The organism is Paenibacillus sp. sgz302164 (assembly GCF_056120505.1).
The window spans coordinates 219,086-236,358 of the sequence record NZ_JBVYOL010000010.1; the positions used below are offsets into that span (position 1 = coordinate 219,086).

The 17,273-nt window shown below is 48.9% G+C and carries 15 protein-coding genes; 5 read left to right on the top strand and 10 right to left on the bottom strand.

Going from position 1 to position 17,273, the window contains the following annotated elements:
- Positions 1 to 5: 5 nt before the first annotated feature.
- From AC0LWT_RS18535 to AC0LWT_RS18555, 5 genes are all read right to left on the bottom strand, one after another.
- Positions 6 to 2,138, bottom strand: a complete 2,133-nt coding sequence (locus tag AC0LWT_RS18535) for a hypothetical protein (RefSeq protein ID WP_474682747.1) — start codon at positions 2,136 to 2,138, stop codon at positions 6 to 8.
- Positions 2,139 to 2,197: 59 nt separating this feature from the next.
- Positions 2,198 to 3,031, bottom strand: a complete 834-nt coding sequence (locus AC0LWT_RS18540; protein ID WP_474682812.1) for a carbohydrate ABC transporter permease — start codon at positions 3,029 to 3,031, stop codon at positions 2,198 to 2,200.
- Between the two features lie 61 nt (positions 3,032 to 3,092).
- Positions 3,093 to 3,995 carry an ABC transporter permease gene (locus AC0LWT_RS18545; protein WP_474682748.1) on the bottom strand — a complete coding sequence of 301 codons (903 nt, stop codon included), beginning with the start codon at positions 3,993 to 3,995 and terminating at the stop codon, positions 3,093 to 3,095.
- A gap of 86 nt (positions 3,996 to 4,081) precedes the next feature.
- Positions 4,082 to 5,752, bottom strand: a complete 1,671-nt coding sequence (locus AC0LWT_RS18550) for an extracellular solute-binding protein (protein WP_474682749.1) — start codon at positions 5,750 to 5,752, stop codon at positions 4,082 to 4,084.
- Positions 5,753 to 5,879: 127 nt separating this feature from the next.
- Positions 5,880 to 6,722 carry an AraC family transcriptional regulator gene (locus AC0LWT_RS18555; RefSeq protein WP_474682750.1) on the bottom strand — a complete coding sequence of 281 codons (843 nt, stop codon included), beginning with the start codon at positions 6,720 to 6,722 and terminating at the stop codon, positions 5,880 to 5,882.
- 146 nt (positions 6,723 to 6,868) lie between these two features.
- Between AC0LWT_RS18555 and AC0LWT_RS18560 the strand changes: the two genes are divergently transcribed.
- Both AC0LWT_RS18560 and AC0LWT_RS18565 read left to right on the top strand, forming a co-directional pair.
- The gene (locus AC0LWT_RS18560; RefSeq protein WP_474682751.1) at positions 6,869 to 7,954 is read left to right on the top strand and encodes an FG-GAP repeat domain-containing protein; all 1,086 of its coding nucleotides are present in this window, start codon (positions 6,869 to 6,871) and stop codon (positions 7,952 to 7,954) included.
- Positions 7,955 to 7,959: 5 nt separating this feature from the next.
- Entirely contained in the window at positions 7,960 to 9,012 is a 1,053-nt protein-coding gene (locus tag AC0LWT_RS18565) for a Gfo/Idh/MocA family protein (protein ID WP_474682752.1), read from the top strand.
- A gap of 38 nt (positions 9,013 to 9,050) precedes the next feature.
- Here AC0LWT_RS18565 and AC0LWT_RS18570 read toward each other — a convergent pair whose 3' ends face one another.
- The 4 genes from AC0LWT_RS18570 to AC0LWT_RS18585 all read right to left on the bottom strand — a co-directional run bounded on the left by AC0LWT_RS18570 (position 9,051) and on the right by AC0LWT_RS18585 (position 14,310).
- Positions 9,051 to 10,700 (bottom strand): response regulator, encoded by a 1,650-nt coding sequence (locus AC0LWT_RS18570; RefSeq protein WP_474682753.1) that lies wholly within the window; start codon positions 10,698 to 10,700, stop codon positions 9,051 to 9,053.
- Between the two features lie 2 nt (positions 10,701 to 10,702).
- Positions 10,703 to 12,457, bottom strand: coding sequence for a sensor histidine kinase (locus AC0LWT_RS18575; protein WP_474682754.1), 1,755 nt, complete (start codon positions 12,455 to 12,457; stop codon positions 10,703 to 10,705).
- Positions 12,458 to 12,551: 94 nt separating this feature from the next.
- A complete protein-coding gene (locus AC0LWT_RS18580) occupies positions 12,552 to 13,418 on the bottom strand; it encodes an AraC family transcriptional regulator (protein WP_474682755.1) in 867 nt (288 codons plus the stop codon).
- Positions 13,419 to 13,539: 121 nt separating this feature from the next.
- Complete coding sequence (locus tag AC0LWT_RS18585) at positions 13,540 to 14,310, bottom strand: RQC-minor-1 family DNA-binding protein (RefSeq protein ID WP_474682756.1); 771 nt, start codon at positions 14,308 to 14,310, stop codon at positions 13,540 to 13,542.
- A gap of 258 nt (positions 14,311 to 14,568) precedes the next feature.
- On the opposite strand from AC0LWT_RS18585, the gene AC0LWT_RS18590 reads away from it, so the two are divergent.
- Positions 14,569 to 15,222, top strand: coding sequence for a hypothetical protein (locus AC0LWT_RS18590; protein ID WP_474682757.1), 654 nt, complete (start codon positions 14,569 to 14,571; stop codon positions 15,220 to 15,222).
- 148 nt (positions 15,223 to 15,370) lie between these two features.
- Entirely contained in the window at positions 15,371 to 15,766 is a 396-nt protein-coding gene (locus AC0LWT_RS18595) for a VOC family protein (RefSeq protein WP_474682758.1), read from the top strand.
- 66 nt (positions 15,767 to 15,832) lie between these two features.
- Here AC0LWT_RS18595 and AC0LWT_RS18600 read toward each other — a convergent pair whose 3' ends face one another.
- A complete protein-coding gene (locus AC0LWT_RS18600; RefSeq protein WP_474682759.1) occupies positions 15,833 to 16,558 on the bottom strand; it encodes a MerR family transcriptional regulator in 726 nt (241 codons plus the stop codon).
- 154 nt (positions 16,559 to 16,712) lie between these two features.
- Between AC0LWT_RS18600 and AC0LWT_RS18605 the strand changes: the two genes are divergently transcribed.
- Complete coding sequence (locus AC0LWT_RS18605) at positions 16,713 to 17,201, top strand: DUF6022 family protein (RefSeq protein WP_474682760.1); 489 nt, start codon at positions 16,713 to 16,715, stop codon at positions 17,199 to 17,201.
- The last annotated feature ends 72 nt before the right edge of the window (positions 17,202 to 17,273 follow it).

Genomic DNA, 17,273 nt, shown 5'->3' on the forward strand with positions numbered 1-17,273 from the left:
TATAGCTAATATCCCGCCGGCAAAGCAAACAATCGTCCTTCCCCTGGCAGCAATGTAAGGTTCAATACGCCTGTATTCACGTTATATCCCGGGACGCTGACTTCCAAACCGGTGGTTTTGGAGATTTCAGTCAGTCCTTGCGGTTTGGGGTTGAAGTTGAAATTGAGCGTTTTGCTATTAACATAATCTCTATTCATGAGCATGACGTATTTTCGGCCGCTCGCATTCGTAAAATACCCTTCAATAACAGGTTGAGTGTTATCTGCAGGTTGGACAAAAAACGTCGACGGAATCGGCGATGCGCCTGCCGGAAGTGTGCCCGAATGGTAGACCCCTAATGACGTCAGACCGGTTAAGGTCGGGCCTAAGTGCAAGAGCTCCGAATTGAAATTTTGCGCCCAGGCATAGGAAGCCGTTGGCGAACCGTTAGCTGAAGCGAGGGCATCATGAAACTCCGACGAGTTAGGCAAAGCATAGGTAAAATAAATAATTCCCTTCGCGCCGTAAACAAGATTCGCATATATATCGTATCTCATTTCATTTTGGTTCGGAGATCGCAAAGATCCTGTGATTCCTACGGATTGGATATACGACCAGAAATCAACCTTCCCCAGCAAAGCTTGTTTGCGAATGATCTCCAGATTTTGATAAAAGCCGCTATTGACGGAGCCATTCTCAGGGAATGGATAGTGATCGAAAACCAACACATCCGGATTGGTCGTTAAATGCCGATATACATAGTCCTCGTAGGTTCCAAACTGGATATTTTGATTGACCGTAAACCAAAAGTCCGCATTGATCGCACTCCCGCCAACATAAGCGGTACCGTCAAACCAATCATCCCCGATATTGGATCGTACGACCCATCCGACGGAGTTATCGCCGCCGCCCCCGTGGGAAAGCTCCCAATAATACTGCGTATTACCACTAACAGCAGCGTTCAACGTAAATTGAGGCCATGCTGTCGAAGAGCCGTTTAGTGTATTGGAAGCCAATAAAGTTGTTTTAGCCGGAGAGTTCCACAGCGACAATGTTAAAGGCTCGGTTGAGGACCATTGGTTTGGATCGATGTACAGCTGAATGGTTTGAATAGAGGTTTGCCCCGGTTTCGTTTTAAACGTTTGACCTAATGGCGAACCCGGCTTTACGTAGCTGCCATCGAATTTGTCAACACCCATCTGGCTTGTTGAGGCATAAGTCGGCAGCAGATTAACAAATGTCATATGATTGGGATCGTACGTATTCAGGACGCTGCTTGTGTTTTTAATGCGCTGCATCATGGCGGCAGAAGGCTCATCGTACACGTTGTACCCCAGAACGCCGGCATTCGAACTATAATGCTGCGCAATGCTTTGCAGATCGGCGGTATTCGGCTGCCCTCCATCGTTATAAACGAGTTTGGCAAGCGCCACATTGAAATAGAGATCAGTCGTGCCCGCAGCACCGTTCCGAAACATTTGTCCCTCAGAATAGCTGTCCGCGGCGCTAGTCACGACCCACCCGACATTGGTGGGACTGTTGCTGGTCAATTCCATGTAATAAGACTTATTCCCTTGATAAAAGCCATATAAATTGAAGACCGGATAAAACGTAGTAACGGGACCCGTTATGGAAGAGGAACTCAGCAAATTCGTCTTGCTTGGGGAATCATACACGCTTAAAGTAAGCGTTATACCCGATGGCCAGTTGTTCTTGTCGATATAGAGTTGAATGCTTCTCAGTTCCCAATCGGTACCGGCCGGCAAAGTGAACGTTTGCCCTAAATTGTTCGAACTATTTACAAAATATCCGCTTCCCGTTGCCGTCTGGGAAATCTGCGTTTTCGTATACATGATCCGCTCGTCATTCACGAGCATTTTCAAGCCATGGCTTGCAGCTTTGGTTAAAGCGGCATCGTTCGTGGCAAAATCGTTCAAGCCATTCGAGGCAACAATAAAATTCGCATTCATATTCTGTATGTTGGCATAATTCGCATCCGTCGTATCGTTTGGACCCGGCGGCCAAAAAATGCCGATTGGGAACGGGCTGACTGTTGTACTGTAAGCAAACGCAGAAGATGAATGAACCGTCAAAGCAATCGAAAGCATCAAAGAAAGAGAAAGCATGACCAATAGGAAAGACCTCATTTTTTTCCTCATACTCTTCACGCTCCTTAAAATATTGGACCCGCTTAGGCCGGGCCCCCTCCCTTTACGCATCATTCTTTTACACCGCCCAGTACCATACCTTTCACAAAGAACCTTTGCAGGAACGGGTAAAACAGCAAAATCGGAAGGGCCGCCAGAAAAATCTGCGCCGCTTTGGCCGTTCGGTCGGAAACCTCCTGCAGCGATTTCAAATTCTCGGACACGTTCGCCATCAGATCATGGCTTACCACAACGGTTTGCAGGTAACTGGACAGCGGATAATGCTCTTGCTTGTTCATCAGGATCAGCCCGTCGAACCAGGAATTCCAGTGCCCGACAACCGTAAACAGCGTGATCGTTGCGAGCGCCGGCAAAGACAATGGCGCGTAAATTCTCCAAAGCGCCGACCAATAGCCGGCCCCGTCGATAAAGGCGGATTCTTCAAATTCCTGCGGCAAACCTGCAAAAAAATTGATCAGCAGAATCACATTAAACACGGGAACAGCGCTGGGCAGAACGAGTGCCCAGACCGTATCCATCAATCCGGTAGCCTGTATCGTCATATACCAGGGAATCAAACCGCCACTGAATAAAATCGTGAAGACGAAATACCAAGCGTAAAAGGTGCGAAATCGAAGCCGCCCTTTCTTTTTCGATAAAGGGTAGGCAATGAGCAGCGTCAGCAGCATATTCACTGCGGTTCCGAGCGTGACCCGCTCCAACGTGATGCCGAACGAGCGGATAAATGCCGGCTTCTGCAGAACGAATTCGTATGAGCTGGTGGAAAAATCAACCGGCCAAAATTTGACAACCCCCGCTATCGCTGCGCTGCTGGAGCTAAAGGAAATCGCCAGAACGTGGATCAGAGGAAACATGCAAAGCAGCGACAACCCGATCAGAAACATATAATTAAAGACCAGAAATACTTTATAGCTCCAAGACTTGAAATGCAATCGGCATCCCCCTTCAGAAAATGCGATAATTCGCGAATCGGTAGGCCAGCCAATAGGAAACCGAGATCATCGCGAAGGAAACGAACGATTTGAACAAACCGATCGCCGTCGCTACGCCGTATTGGGCGTCAACCAGGCCGATCCGGTAGATGAGCGTATCCAGAATATCGCCGCTCTTGTAAACCGACGGGCTGTACAAATTAAACACCTGATCGAAACCGGCATTCAGCACATTGCCGATGCTGAGCGTCGCCATAAGCACGATGACCGGCAGCATGCCGGGCAGCGTGACGTTCACGGTTTGCTTCCACCGGCTGGCGCCGTCCACGACGGCAGCTTCGTACAGAACGGGATTGATGGTCGTCAGGGCAGCCAAATAAACAATCGTGCTGAAGCCGAATTCCTTCCAAACGTCGGATGCAACCAGAACATAAGGAAACCAATGATTGTTTCCGAGAAAATAGATCGGAGAAAACCCGGCCCACTTCAACAGACCGTTTACGATTCCAGTGGTCGGCGACAGGATATCGATCAGGATCCCCCCCAGAATAATCCAGGATAAGAAATGCGGGAGATAAATCAGCGTCTGGATCCCCCGCTTGATCAACGTCTTGTTGACTTCGTTAAGCAGCAACGAAACGACGATCGGCACGATCAGACCGGCCATGATTTTCAAAACGGAGATGAATACCGTGTTCCACAGCACTTGAAAAATGTCCGGCAACTGAAGCACATAACTAAAGTTGTCCAGTCCGACGAATTTGGATCTCCAGATGCCGAAAGCCGGCTTGAATCGTTGAAAAGCGATGACAGTACCTGCCATCGGCACATAACTGTAGATGAAAACTAAAATGAAACCGGGCAATATCATCAAATGCAAAGGCAGCTCCTGCCGGAGTTTTTTAAATCGTGTCATCTTCCGCCTCCTTGGGAACAGTCCCCCTGTTAAAAGCAGGGGTAGGCTGGCGTTCCACCTATCCCTGTGATGTCCAAGCGTTGCTTCTATTTCTGGGCCGCTAACCAGGCGTTCACTTCTTTGGTGATTTGATCGCCGCCAAGTTTCTTCCAATCGGCCACAAATTTGTCGAATTCGTCGAGCGACGAGCCGCCATAAATGATTTTCGTGATCGCCTCGAGCTCCAGTTTATCCAGCGTCGATTTCTTATCGATCATTCCGGGTGTCGGTTCTCCAAGATAACCCGTCATCAAAATCTGTTTGTTGCTCAGCATGCCGTCGATCACTTCCCACGAGCTCTGCGAGCCAAAAACCCGCTCCATGGACCATCCTGCTTGATCGCCATTTCTGTATTTGAGGATTCTGTCAAAGGTTTCGAGCTGTCCGGAGGTAAACTTGGAAGTATCTTTGTTCTCGAACGCTTTTTTGAACATCTTGTACAAATCAAGATTTTCGCGCGCTTCGCTGGCCCGAACAAGTACATACTTGAACGGCTCCATGCCTTTATACTTCGCATCGCCGTCAATTCTGCCTCCCCCGTAGTTGCTGTCCGACCACAGATTGAGCATCTTGACGATCGCTTCCGGATGTGCGGCCTTCTTCGTGATAACGAAGTATTCGGAAACCGAGAACGGCACTTGTCCCTGGGACGGTTTGCCGTCGATCGAAGGAAGTGGAAACGCTTTCCACTCAGCTTTCGGATCCTTGTTCTTGCCATCCTGGAAAGGCCATATCGGATTCCACATTTGGCCGTAGACGATGCCGATTTTACCGGAAGTGACCGATTCCGCCACCTTGTTGCTGTCCTTGACGCCGAACTCCGGGTCGATCTGACCCGACTTGTAAAGCTCCTGCAGCTTGGCCAAAGCCGGCTTCATTTCCGGCTGAATGCTTCCGTAAACCAACTTGCCGGAATCGTCTTTGATCCACATGTTATTCGGATAGGCGTGATAGCTGTTGAAAAATCCTTCAAGCCCGGCAAACCCGCCCCACAGATCCTTCAGGGCAGCGAAGCCAAATGTGTCGTTCTTCCCGTTCTTGTCGGGGTCCTGTGTCGTAAACGCCTTGGATATAGCAAGTACGTCATCCATTGTCTTAGGCTCCGGAAGGTTCAGATTTTTCAACCAATCCGTCCTAATCCATAATAACGGCACCGGATCGACATCGCCTCCCAAATTCGGGAGCGCCATGAGCTTGCCGTCAAACGTCGCCGACTTGAGGGCGAGTCCGCCGTCGCCGGTCAAAATTTGTTTGGTCAGCGGCGTGGCGTATTGTTCGTAAATCCCCGTCAAATCGGACAATTGGCCGCCTTCAACAAGCTGTTTGAGCTGCGTGGCGTTGACCGACATAATGTCGGGCAAGTCGTTCGAAGACATGGACACGTTCAATTTCTGATTGTACTGATCTACTGTGCCGGAGACGATCCAGTTGTACTTGAGCTTGATGCCAAGCCGATCCACGTACGCTTTCGTCCAAACATTGTTTTCGATCGTCTCGCCTTCTACAAATTTGGTGGCCGGATCCATTTGCTTCACAGCGGTTATTTCGACCGGCGGATCGTACTTGCCCAGCGGATCGATCTTGCCGGCGGTGGCGCTTTTCTCGCTGTTGACGGGCTGGCTGTCGCTTGCCGGCAGAGCCGATCTTTCTTTGCTGCAAGCGGATAAAGCGATCAAACAGACGATGGATGACAGAATCAACATTCGTTTCTTGTACACGGTTTCAAACAATGCCCCCTTCATTTAGATGATTCAGAAGATGCTGCGGAAGCACTTCTTGTTTTTATTGTAAAGCGAAAAGGAGACTATCAGATAGTCGAATGTCTTTACTTCTTATCACTTTTATTTACTTGTTTGAAGTTGCTTCCCGGGTAATGGAGCGGTATTTTCCGGGCGAGACACCGGTCGCTTTCTTGAACAGGTTCTGAAAATACGTCTCGCTTCGGTAGCCGACTTTCTCGGCTATATCGGTTAAAGGCAATGGAGTGGTCGCAAGATAATGCTTGGCCACTTCCATGCGGTACCGGATCAAATACTGAATGGGCGTCAGCCCCGTCTCCGTTTTAAACACGTGAATAAAATGGTAGGCGCTCGTATGCGTCAGGTTCGACAACGTATTCAAGTCCACCTCGGTATGATAATTTTCCTCCATATACCGCTTGGCGATATGCACATATTCCTTGGCCGGATGTTTACGGAACTCGTTTTCCTCCTTGTAGTACAGCAACCGGACCAATCGGCCCAGTAAGACGCCCAAAAGCTGGTTGGCAATGGCTTTGGATTCCGGCATGCCGCTGTGCCATTCCGCAATGATCTCCCGGAAAAGCCGGTTGACGGGTACAAATTGCTCTTTCAATTCGATCATGGCCGCTTGGTCCGTACCGGTCAAATAATCCTCGGGCAGCCCCCTCAATTGCAAGCCTTTATAGCCTACATATATGGCCAAAAATTGATCGCTGCTCGATTGCTCTTCATGCCAAATTCCGCGGTTGTAGCACATCAAGCTCCCCGATTTTGCATGGTACAACTTGCCGTCCACGCGGAAATCCCCTTCTCCTTTTACGATCAACAGCAGTTCCGAATTATCTTCGTGAAGATGCGGAGGCAAATAAAAACGTCCCCCCGGCTCCACTGTACAAAATGCCCCTCCAAGAATTTCCGGCATCCGGATCAACATTGACGAATTCATAACAGTCACCCCAATTTTCAATAGCCAATGTACGCAACTATGCGCATTGTAGTCCATTTTAACATGCTGTAGAGTGATTACAACAACGAGGTTACACAATGCTGACACAATAATAAATAGCATCCGCTAGAAAGGATCTGTGGTAAATGGCTTTGCGCTTCAAAAAAAGACGGCTCAGCACCGAACCTTATGAGGCATGCTCGGTGTTCGACGTTAACGGGGACGGGGTACTCGATATCGTCAGCGGTGCCTATTGGTATGAGGGGCCTGACTTTGTCACCCGGCACAAAATTTGCGACATTTCTTCGCATGATCATTATCGTGACGATTTCTCCGATTACCCTATGGATGTGGACGGAGACGGCAGAATGGACATCATTACCGGCTCCTGGTGGAGCGAAGCGCTGCGTTGGCGTAGAAATCCGGGGGACAGCGGCGCCGAGTGGGAAACGTTCGTGATTGACCCTGCTTCAAACATTGAAACGATTCGATACCTGGACATTGACGGCTGCGGCATACCCGAGATTTTCCCCAATACGCCGGGAGCGCCGCAAGCCTTCTACAAATTGGTCTGCGACGAGCAGGGCCGGGGAACAGGGCAATTCCGCAAAACAGTCATCGGAGACCGGCCGAGCGGGCACGGGCTTGGATTTGCGGACATTACGGGCAACGGGAAGATGGACATCGTCCTATGCGACGGCTGGTTGGAACAGCCGGACGATCCGTTCACCGGTCCGTGGAAGTTCCATCGCGAATTTTCCCTCGGAATGGCAAGCGTGCCGATTCTGGGACACGACGTGAACGGCGACGGCCTATGTGACCTCATCGTGGGCCAAGCGCACGATTACGGCTTGCATTGGTACGAACAAGTGCGGGAGGAGGACGGCACCCGCAGTTGGATTCGTCACGAAATCGATATGACCGCATCGCAATATCATGACCTTGCCCTCGCAGATCTCGATCTCGACGGCGAGCTCGAACTTGTGACGGGCAAGCGGTATCTCGCCCACGATAATGATCCCGGTTTCGATGACCCGCTCGGACTGTACTATTTTAAGATAAAAAACAGCCGGTTCGAGAAACACGTCATCGATTACGGACCGGCAGGAGAAGCTTCCGGCAACGGAATCTACATGTGGATTCAGGACGTCACAGGCAACGGTTACCCCGACATTATCGCACCGGGCACGGAAGGTTTGTATTTATTCGAGAATCAGGGACCTGAGGAGTGAGGAAGATGAGTAAAATCAAAATCGGATTCGTAGGTGTAGGCGGCATGGGACAGATGGCCCATCTGTCCAATTATGCGGCACTTAGCGAGGAATGCGAGGTCGTCGCGCTTGCGGAAATTCGTCCTAAGCTGGCGCAAACGGTGGCAGACCGCTACGGTGTGCCGCAGGTTTTCTCCAACCACCAGGATTTGCTGAACGGCCCGAAGTTGGATGCTATCGTAGCCCCCCAGCAATATCGTTTCCATCATGCCGTCATTCCGGACATTCTGAAGGCGGGCATCCCGGTCTTCACCGAAAAACCGCTGTCGCTGACCGTAGAGGCGGGCGAGCAGTTGGTACAGTTGGCGGAGGACTATCGGGTATTGCACATGGTCGGCTATCATAAACGGTCCGACCCTGCGATGGAATACGCCCGCAAAGTTATCCAATCCTGGAAAGCAAGCGGAGAATTCGGGAGCCTGCAGTACATCCGAGTGACTATGCCTCCGGGAGATTGGATCGGAGGCGCGGATGCTCCGATCATTTCGGATGAACCGTACCCGCACATTCCCCAAGAGCCGGGACCTGCGAATTTTTCGGATGAACAGACGCGTGAGCTGAACAGTTTCGTGAACTACTATATTCATCAAGTTAACGCGATCCGTTATCTGCTCCAGGAACCTTACCGGATTACGTTCGGGGATCGGCTCGGTGTCCTGTTGACCGGAGAGAGCGACAGCGGCGTGACAGTCGCGCTGGAAATGGCCCCCTATCAGACGACAATCGAGTGGCACGAGAGTCTGCTGGTTTGTTTTGAGAAAGGGTTTGTACGCGTGGATCTGCCGTCTCCGCTCGCCCGCCAGCTTGCCGGAAAAGTGACGATCCTGAAGGATAACGGCCAGGAGCCTCCTTCCTACGAATTTCCCGTCATGCCTAACCGTTCGGCGATGCGCCAGCAGGCGATGAATTTCATCGCCGCCGTGCAGGGCATCCGTCCGGCTCCGTGCGAATCCAAGGAAGCGCTGGAAGATTTGAAGCTCGCCCGTGACTATATTCTGCTGATGCAAAGGTATAAATAAAGTCTATCTTTTCGCGTTTCAGGGAACTTGCATTCCGTTTACTTGTTAAGCGATTCCCTGTACTCCTGCGGAGTCATATTCGTAGCTTTCTTGAAAAAGAGGTGAAAGTAAGCAGGCGCTTCAAAACCTACCGCAAGTGCAATCTCATGAATTTTTTTCGAACTATGTAAGAGCAGTTCTTTTGCCTTCTTCAGCTTGACCTGCGCAATATACTCGGATAGTCCTTCGCCGGTAATTTGTTTATACTTTCGTGACAAATATGAGGGGTTTAGTGCAACGATTTCCCCTATGCGAGTAAGCGAAAGATCTTCGGAAAGATTCTGCTCGACGAATTCCTTGATCCGCCTGACGAGCATATGCTCCTGCTCCAGAAGTCCGTTCGTTTTGCGTTCGAACAGCGATTCGGCGAAGCTGGAGAAATAAGCGGCGATCTCCTGCCAGGAGTCCGGCTGCGTCAGACGGCTGAACAGCACATCTTTAAACCCCTCATCCGGTTCTCCCAATCGATTTAAGAACGAGAAAAATAGCGAAAGTATGGAATAGATCAGCTCCAGCTTGATGGTGTCGGAGGTGTGCGGAGATAAGAGAACCGCACCCTCCAACTCGCGATACAAGTCGAAGAAAGCTTCCCGATTGCCGCTCTCCAGATCATTTTTCAGCAGGTCGAGCTTTCCGAATTGTTTACGTATCTCATTGCCGGATGCGTTGGTCACTTCTTGTACCGATACCGGTTCGGCATCCGTGAGCAGCAATTCCTTCCCGATCCCGAAGGCGCGGCTGAACAACGATTGCAACCGGTCGAACTTCTCGCAGGCATCTTTCAAATGAACAGGCTCGCGGCTTACGGCGAAGGACAGCTTGAGCTTCAGCAAATGATGGCAGGCAGATTGAATGAGCTCCACCGTTCCGTGAACGAATCGGATCGGGCTGTGCCAGCTTTCATGCGAAAGCTCCGCTTCACCGCCGTCGCGGGGCTGGATCATCCATACGAGTTTCGTCCGATCATACACCATCGGTACGAGGTTAACGGCGGACGTTAAATATTCTGCTGCTATATTCTGAATCGCATACAGCATTAAAGTCCGGTCCGACGATTTCATCTGAAGCGGCCAGTCATCCACCCGTCCAATCAACAGCAGCACCGGCCTCCGGACATCCAGCGGAATTCGCAGCTCTTCGAATTGCTCAGTCAAAGTTTGCAAAGCGAGGACATTCCCCATCAGCACATCCCATAGAAATTGCTTCTGTAAAGCGGGAAGCGCCTGCTGCATTTGCTTCTTCGACTCCATAAGCAATTGATTCGACTCCAATTCCTCCTGCAAACTGGCTGCGGCCCTCTCTACCGCTTGGATGATAGTCCCGGCTCCGTCGGTTTTCAGCAAGTAATCGAAGCTTTGATGGCGAATCGCCGTCTGTACGTAATGAAAATCGTTGTAACCGGTCAGGAAAATCACTTTGCATCGGGGCCACCTCTTGTGAATCTCGCGCTGCAGCTCGAGCCCATTCATTCCCGGCATACGTATGTCCGACAGAACGATATCCATCTTCGTTCTCTCCAGCCAGTTCAAGGCCTCCATAGCCGTATTTGCTTTGTAGACTTCCAGACCGAGGCGGGACTCGCTCCGGAACATCTCGGCCATACCTTCCACGATTATCGGCTCATCGTCTACAATCAAAAGCTTGTACATCCTCATTCTCCTTCTTTGTCAGGAATATGCAGTTCCGTTCGCAAGCCGCCTAAAGTGCTTCTATGGAGCCATAGACCGTAGTTGTTGCCGAACTTTAACTGAAGCCTGCGATGGACATTGATCATACCTGTCGTTTCCATCGACACGCTTCCGGAAGCAAGCATCCCCCGCATCCGGTCAAGCTTTTCGTCCGTTAGATGACTCCCGTTGTCCTCCACTGCAATGCATAGTTCTCCATCCTTCTGCGTAAAAGTAATCCGAAGCCTGCCCTCCGAAACTTTATCCTCCAGCCCGTGTTCATAAGAGTTTTCGATAATCGGCTGCAGGATAAGGCGCGGAACCGACATCTCACGGCAGCCCTCCGGAAGTTCACCCCATTCGACCGCGATGCGACCCGCAAAACGAATCGCTTGAATTTCCAGATAGGCTTTTACATGATCGATTTCTCTCTCCAAGCGCACATCGTCCGAAGCGTTTCTTGTAATGAACTGGAAGTACTCACCGAGATGTCTGGTCATCCGTTTGACATTATCGATATCGTGCATTTCCGCCATATGGAAAAGAACGAAAAAGCTATTGTACAGAAAATGCGGATTAATTTGCGATTGCAGCTGTCTCAATTCCGAAGTTTGCGATCGGATTTTTTGTTCGTATACCTCGAATATTAATGATTGCAGTCGATTGACCATAAAGTTGAACTGCTCGTATAAATAATGAAATTCATCCTCTTGCCCATGACGGATAGAAACCGCCAAATCTCCCTGTTCCACTTTGCGAAATACACGGACAAGCCGGCTGAGCGGCCGGTGAATCAACCGATAAATCCAATATGAAAATAAAGCAGCTATAACAACGGACAAACCTGACAAAATCCAGAACCAAAGCCGATATTTATACACAGGACCGAGGATATTCGCTTCCGGCACATAGACGAGCAGAGTCGTCTCCAGCGAAGGCGACTGTTCATAAGTAGTCAGATAGCTGAGATTGCCGATGTTTACCCGCCCCTGCCCCATAAATCGTCCTTCAGACCGTTCGTTTTCCAAAAAACTTTTGAATTTCCTAACCAGTTCAGGCTCGCTCCCGTCTTCGACAATCCACTGCCCTCCGGAATGAAAAATCATCGCGCCGCCGTTGGCTTCAGTCATGATTTGCCGTAATGAGGCTTGCATTCGTGGTTGGGACAGCTCCACTTCAAGGGCAAACGCAAGATGCTCGCTTTGATAAATCGGATTGGGGTAGACCTCGCTAAACAGAAGCCGATTCTGAAATGGGATAAAGGGGGAATTGGACAAGTTCGGAAAATTGCGCAGCGCTTGAACCTCATCCGTCCGCATCTCGTTATCGTAAGCATTCGTCGATATCGTGCGGTTGATCAAAGGGATGAAAACCTTTACTTCTTCTACATAAAGGCTTGAGTTTTTGAGAAGCATCAGCTTATTTTGCAAATGGAGAACCGCCCGCCTGCGGTCGTAATCGGTCATGATCGGAGCGATATTGCTCAGATTTTGCAGATCCTCGTCGGTGACATATTCTTTTTTCAGCTTCAGGACACGGTTGATATCATTCTCGAAGGAGCTTAAATAAAAATGGACGCGCGACTGCATGGATTGCAGAATTTCGTTTCTTACGCTGTCTGCCCCCGATTCGTTCATGGTTAAGCTAATCGCATAGATCGGTACAATTACCAGCAGAAACGATAAAACGAGTTTTGGGTATATAGTAAGCCTTGATATGAGTTTTTTACCCCTCGACATGATCAAAGTCACCCTCTCACAAGCTGAGTTTGCAGCATCTATGACACTTCGCCTGTGAAAAGGGATTCTCCTTTTTCAGATGAAGCGATAGGATTCAATTCTGGTCCCGAATATGAGAAGGCGGTACATTCCGGTATTTTTTAAACATGCGGCTGAAGTAGTAAATATCCCGGAAACCTACGGAAAGAGCGATTTCGGAAATCGTATGCTGTGTATTGTACAGCAAATATTCCGCATGCCGGATGCGTATGTCAGTAATATATTCAGTAACGCACTTATCTGTAAGCATCTTGAACCGTCTGCTGAAATGAAAGCGGCTTAAACCGGCCTTGGCGGCGAGCAGCTCGATAGAAAGCTCCTCGTGATAATGGTCTTCGATATAAGCGAGCACAGGGGTAAATTGCTCAAGCTGCCGCATACGAACTCTTTGATCCTTAGTTGGTTGATCTTGCGCAGCACCGCTTCGTACGAGACGCACCAGCAAACGATATAAGTGAGCTTTGATGGACAGCTCGTATCCTTCATCGCGCCCGTCCAGTTCCCGAACAATGGCCATGAGGTTATCCGCAACGTCGCCGGGCTGCTCAATACGGTTGCGAAAAAAAATAAGATTCCGAATGATAGGCAGCATGTACTTCGTTTCTACGGCGTCTATAGTATGGCTTTGCAGAACAGCAGGGTCAAAAATAAGCGCATAATAGAACAAATTATTGGAAAGGCTTACACCTGCGTGCAAATCGTTGCTATTCACGAAGACAAGGTCGCCGGGCTGTACATGGATAGTTTCCGAATTGCAGTTGATCACTGCCTTCCCTGATATGAAGTACAGCAGTTCAATATGTTTATGCCAATGGTTTGTGAATAGGGTCGTACCATATTCATCTGCCTTACAACGATGAACCTTCACCGGGAAGTTCGGTTCGGGCATATCCATGGGTTCGAGTAGCGCTGCAGGCTTCATAGCCATCCTCCACCTTCATTATCGCACAAAAATACAAACCCTTAGGAGTCTGTCCGAAGTAACTCCGTCGGACAGACTCCTAGCATACCCGGTTCACGGGTGCGTATCTGCCGGAAAAAGGCTATGCCTTCTGATGCCGATCGTCGTAGTTCAAACAATCCGGACACTTTTCCGGAAACCGCAGCCCTTCACTTGTGTAGTTTTCAGGATTTGCCTCATCGAATATGTAAGGATCCCCGCAGTGCTTGCACGCCATAATAATCGGATCATCCAAGCGAATCAGCAGCGATTGGGCTCGTTCACGCTTCAGCTGCTCCCAAGCCGAATCATCCATTTGATCGCGTTGCTTTAATACCTCGATCACGTTGCGTATTTCCTCCCGCACTTTCTTGAAATCGATGCCTTCCCACAAAGTCAAAAACGGAATGTACTTTGTATTCCCGGTACATAAAATTTTGTACAGGAACAAAAACATCATGCCCCGGTTGCGTTCCTTTAAATACTCCATGCTAATCGGAGTGACGTTTTGCTCGATCCAGCGATCCCACTCCTGCAATAATTCTTCTGCGCACCGCTCTCTTTCGATCACCCATCCGAACGGAGAAAATACGATCATAGGCAGCTTGCCCTGCTTCTCGATCCTTAAATAGCCGGTGCGAATCATATGATCTACTTTATCCATAATCTGCTCCAAAGTGAGATCTTTGTAGAATCCATAAGAAGGATTTCGATCCAGCCCCAGTTCCAGCAGCTTTCGATCCCTTGAGCCCTTCAATATTTTGGCTAGCAGCGATCGTCCGCCTTCTGCGATGATATCGTCAGCAGCCCGCAGTATCGCCCGCAATTCAGGCTCCGGCAATGGCCGGTTCTCTCGTTTCATAGGTTTGCTCAATTCCATCCCTCGTTCCCACTACAATCTCTTCAAGTAATTCCCGCCATTCGTATATTTTACACCATAGGCGCAAGTAAACGGGGGGGTCCCCCAGATTTCGTGCTGTTTTCCGTTACATTCATTCAGGCTTCATCTATTTTATCATAACCGGAATAACCTTTGGAAAGGGATCTGGCCGCCCGTCTGAAGAAACTCCTTTCGCTCGCTTATCCCAATAGTTATAATTAACATAATAAAAGATATTGAAAGGTGATCTACATGGGCAAAACAAGCAAAGGAAGTTGTACATGCTGCCGGAAAGAACTCAGCAAGGCAACCGTTACGAAGCATTTGCAAAACTGTCCCGAACGAGCGCTGGACGATGGGGTCGTACGATATTTCCTGATCAGTGTACAGGGCCGCTACTCGCCGGAGTACTGGCTCTTCCTCGAGGCAAGCGCTGACTTGACGTTAACAAGGCTGGATGATTACCTGAGAAATATTTGGCTGGAATGCTGCGGACATTTGAGTCTGTTCACGATCGAAAATCAAATCTATTCCCCCCAACCCGACAAATCTTACGATGAGAAAAGCACGCGGGTCAAACTGGGTAACTTGCTGTATAAAGGCCTGTCCTTCAGGCACGAGTACGATATGGGATCGACAACGGAACTGACGCTGAAGGTAGTCGGGGAACGGTTCGGGGCCAAACGCGCTTCCTCTGACGTAGAGCTCCTTGCCCGCAACAATGCTCCTGTTATCCAATGTACCGAATGCGGAAACGCCGCGGCGGAAAACGTCTGCTCGGAATGCCAATACAACGAGTCCGGATGGTTATGCGAAACTTGTTCGGAAAATCACGAATGCGGAGAGGAAATGCTTCTTCCTGTTGTCAATTCTCCGCGTGTGGGCGTATGCGGATATACGGGGTGAAAGTATTCCATCCTGTGCAGTCACAGTTTTGATATCACCTGGGCCTCCCACAGACTACAAAAAATTCCCACTTGAATTTTATATATTTAGCGAAATAGGAAAGTATAATAATATAAAAATGTAGGAAGTCAAAACATAGGAGGAAGTCATGGGCCGATTAGTTCATTTCGAAATTCATGTAGATGACATGGAACGTGCTAAGAAGTTTTATGGAGAGGTATTTGGATGGAAATTTGAGGATTGGAGTACTTATGCCGGAATGCCTTATTGGGGAGCTGTGACAGGCGATGCAAATGAACTTGGAATCAACGGGGCTTTAATGCAACGTCAAGGCGCTTCCCCGCAACCCGGTCAGGCTATGAATGGTTATGCATGTACGATGGGAGTCGGAGATTACGATTCTACCGAAGCAAAAATTCTTAATCTTGGAGGCAAGCTCGCATTGCCCAAGTATGCACTGCCTGGAATGGCATGGCAAGGGTATTACATTGACACAGAAGGAAATACTTTTGGTATTCATCAGCCAGATGAGCATGCAAAATAGAGTTATACGATCACATGGACAAAAGCCCGACCTTACACGGTCGGGTTTTTTATTGTGCCGTCGGTACTATTGATGGCCTTCGTTTATTTCCGAAAAGCCTAACGATCTAATCAAGCGATATAGGTAGTAGAGACCTCGGATCTGGGATTTGATCGTTTTATGCAGGTAGGTTCGGATACTTTCCGCTAGCTTTATCTCACGTTCGATGTTATGAGAATCTAAAAGTGCAATCGATTGCTTCAAGTTCACGGTGTCTTCGGAATATACAGAACTTTGCAGCACCTGAATCATCCTAATTTTAAGTAGAAGTGCTTCATTATATAGTCGGTAGCCGTTATCAGGGTCACGCTCTGTAGTGAACAGGCCGCTTTTCTCCCAGTAACGGATCGCTGATTTAGGAACCCCTGTCCGTCTTGAGACCTCGTGGATGCTGATGCGTTGGTTCAAATCGTAAGCTTGACTTCCATTGGCATACGATTTCAACTCCCTTATCAATTGATCCAAATCTGCTTTTTGCCGATGTAACATGACTTCCCTTTCCCTAACGATCCACAATGCATCGTCCAACTCATCTCTTTGGAGACTATGCAGCACCTCGGTCGTCACTTCCATCCCAAATGCTGGGGCCATGGCTTGAATACATGCCAGATAGGCATCATGCCGTTCAGTATACATACGGTATCCGGTGGCGGATCGCTCCGCAGGAGGGATTAACCCCTTCGCTTCATAGTTCCGCAAAGTGCTGGCGCTTATCTTAAATTTCCCCGCCAATTTTTTAGGTCGCGAGCCCATGCTAATCACACCTTTATAATTAATGCACGAACATTAAAACCATTGTAATGTTATTCTGATCTTTTTGTTGATTTCCTTCAAACATTTTCGCAAAACCTTCCAATTGGCTTACATGTTATATGATGGAAATAAACCAATTCAAGGAGGAGTAAGTATGACCGTAAAACCAATATTCCATTATGACATGACAATCGAGGAGCTTGGCGTGGCAGGCAATCGGTATATTGAATCGGTATGGAAGCCCTTGTACGATTCGATGCATGCTCAATTAACGGTCGCTTTTCGCGAAATCGAGGATGCTGCCTACGGGCTGTATTTGGACCAGTTAATGCCTGCACTATTTGATTGCCTTGAGGACGCCGGTTTCGAAGCAACGGAACCCCTCGTGGAACATGATTTCGTTATCGGCAAATGTTTGCTATTTCGAAATTCGCTTGAAAAATGGGGAACCGAAGAAAATAGATCCAGGATATTTTGGAATGTTGTCCGTCATAAAAAAAGCCAACAACCTATTGGATCTTTATTGACAGAAATTCCACATTCTCATCTGAAATTTGAGATTCCTACGGCACCTGTACTCTATTCGTTGAGAGATTGCGAGAGGGAACAGATCGTGCAAGGAATTCGGCGTATCAAGGGATAAGAAAAATGGTGTGCAAATTATGGGTAATAACATCGGTAGAAACGAATGGGGATCTTTGTGCAAGATTAGCGG

What these genes read in the sequence shown, in the direction of transcription:
- AC0LWT_RS18535 (WP_474682747.1), bottom strand. Translation starts at nt 2,138, where the DNA reads ATGAGGAAAAAAATGAGGTCTTTCCTATTGGTCATGCTTTCTCTTTCT.
- AC0LWT_RS18540 (WP_474682812.1), bottom strand. Translation starts at nt 3,031, where the DNA reads ATGTTTCTGATCGGGTTGTCGCTGCTTTGCATGTTTCCTCTGATCCAC.
- AC0LWT_RS18545 (WP_474682748.1), bottom strand. Translation starts at nt 3,995, where the DNA reads ATGACACGATTTAAAAAACTCCGGCAGGAGCTGCCTTTGCATTTGATG.
- AC0LWT_RS18555 (WP_474682750.1), bottom strand. Translation starts at nt 6,722, where the DNA reads ATGAATTCGTCAATGTTGATCCGGATGCCGGAAATTCTTGGAGGGGCA.
- AC0LWT_RS18560 (WP_474682751.1), top strand. Translation starts at nt 6,869, where the DNA reads ATGGCTTTGCGCTTCAAAAAAAGACGGCTCAGCACCGAACCTTATGAG.
- AC0LWT_RS18565 (WP_474682752.1), top strand. Translation starts at nt 7,960, where the DNA reads ATGAGTAAAATCAAAATCGGATTCGTAGGTGTAGGCGGCATGGGACAG.
- AC0LWT_RS18570 (WP_474682753.1), bottom strand. Translation starts at nt 10,700, where the DNA reads ATGTACAAGCTTTTGATTGTAGACGATGAGCCGATAATCGTGGAAGGT.
- AC0LWT_RS18575 (WP_474682754.1), bottom strand. Translation starts at nt 12,457, where the DNA reads ATGTCGAGGGGTAAAAAACTCATATCAAGGCTTACTATATACCCAAAA.
- AC0LWT_RS18580 (WP_474682755.1), bottom strand. Translation starts at nt 13,418, where the DNA reads ATGAAGCCTGCAGCGCTACTCGAACCCATGGATATGCCCGAACCGAAC.
- AC0LWT_RS18590 (WP_474682757.1), top strand. Translation starts at nt 14,569, where the DNA reads ATGGGCAAAACAAGCAAAGGAAGTTGTACATGCTGCCGGAAAGAACTC.
- AC0LWT_RS18595 (WP_474682758.1), top strand. Translation starts at nt 15,371, where the DNA reads ATGGGCCGATTAGTTCATTTCGAAATTCATGTAGATGACATGGAACGT.
- AC0LWT_RS18600 (WP_474682759.1), bottom strand. Translation starts at nt 16,558, where the DNA reads ATGGGCTCGCGACCTAAAAAATTGGCGGGGAAATTTAAGATAAGCGCC.
- AC0LWT_RS18605 (WP_474682760.1), top strand. Translation starts at nt 16,713, where the DNA reads ATGACCGTAAAACCAATATTCCATTATGACATGACAATCGAGGAGCTT.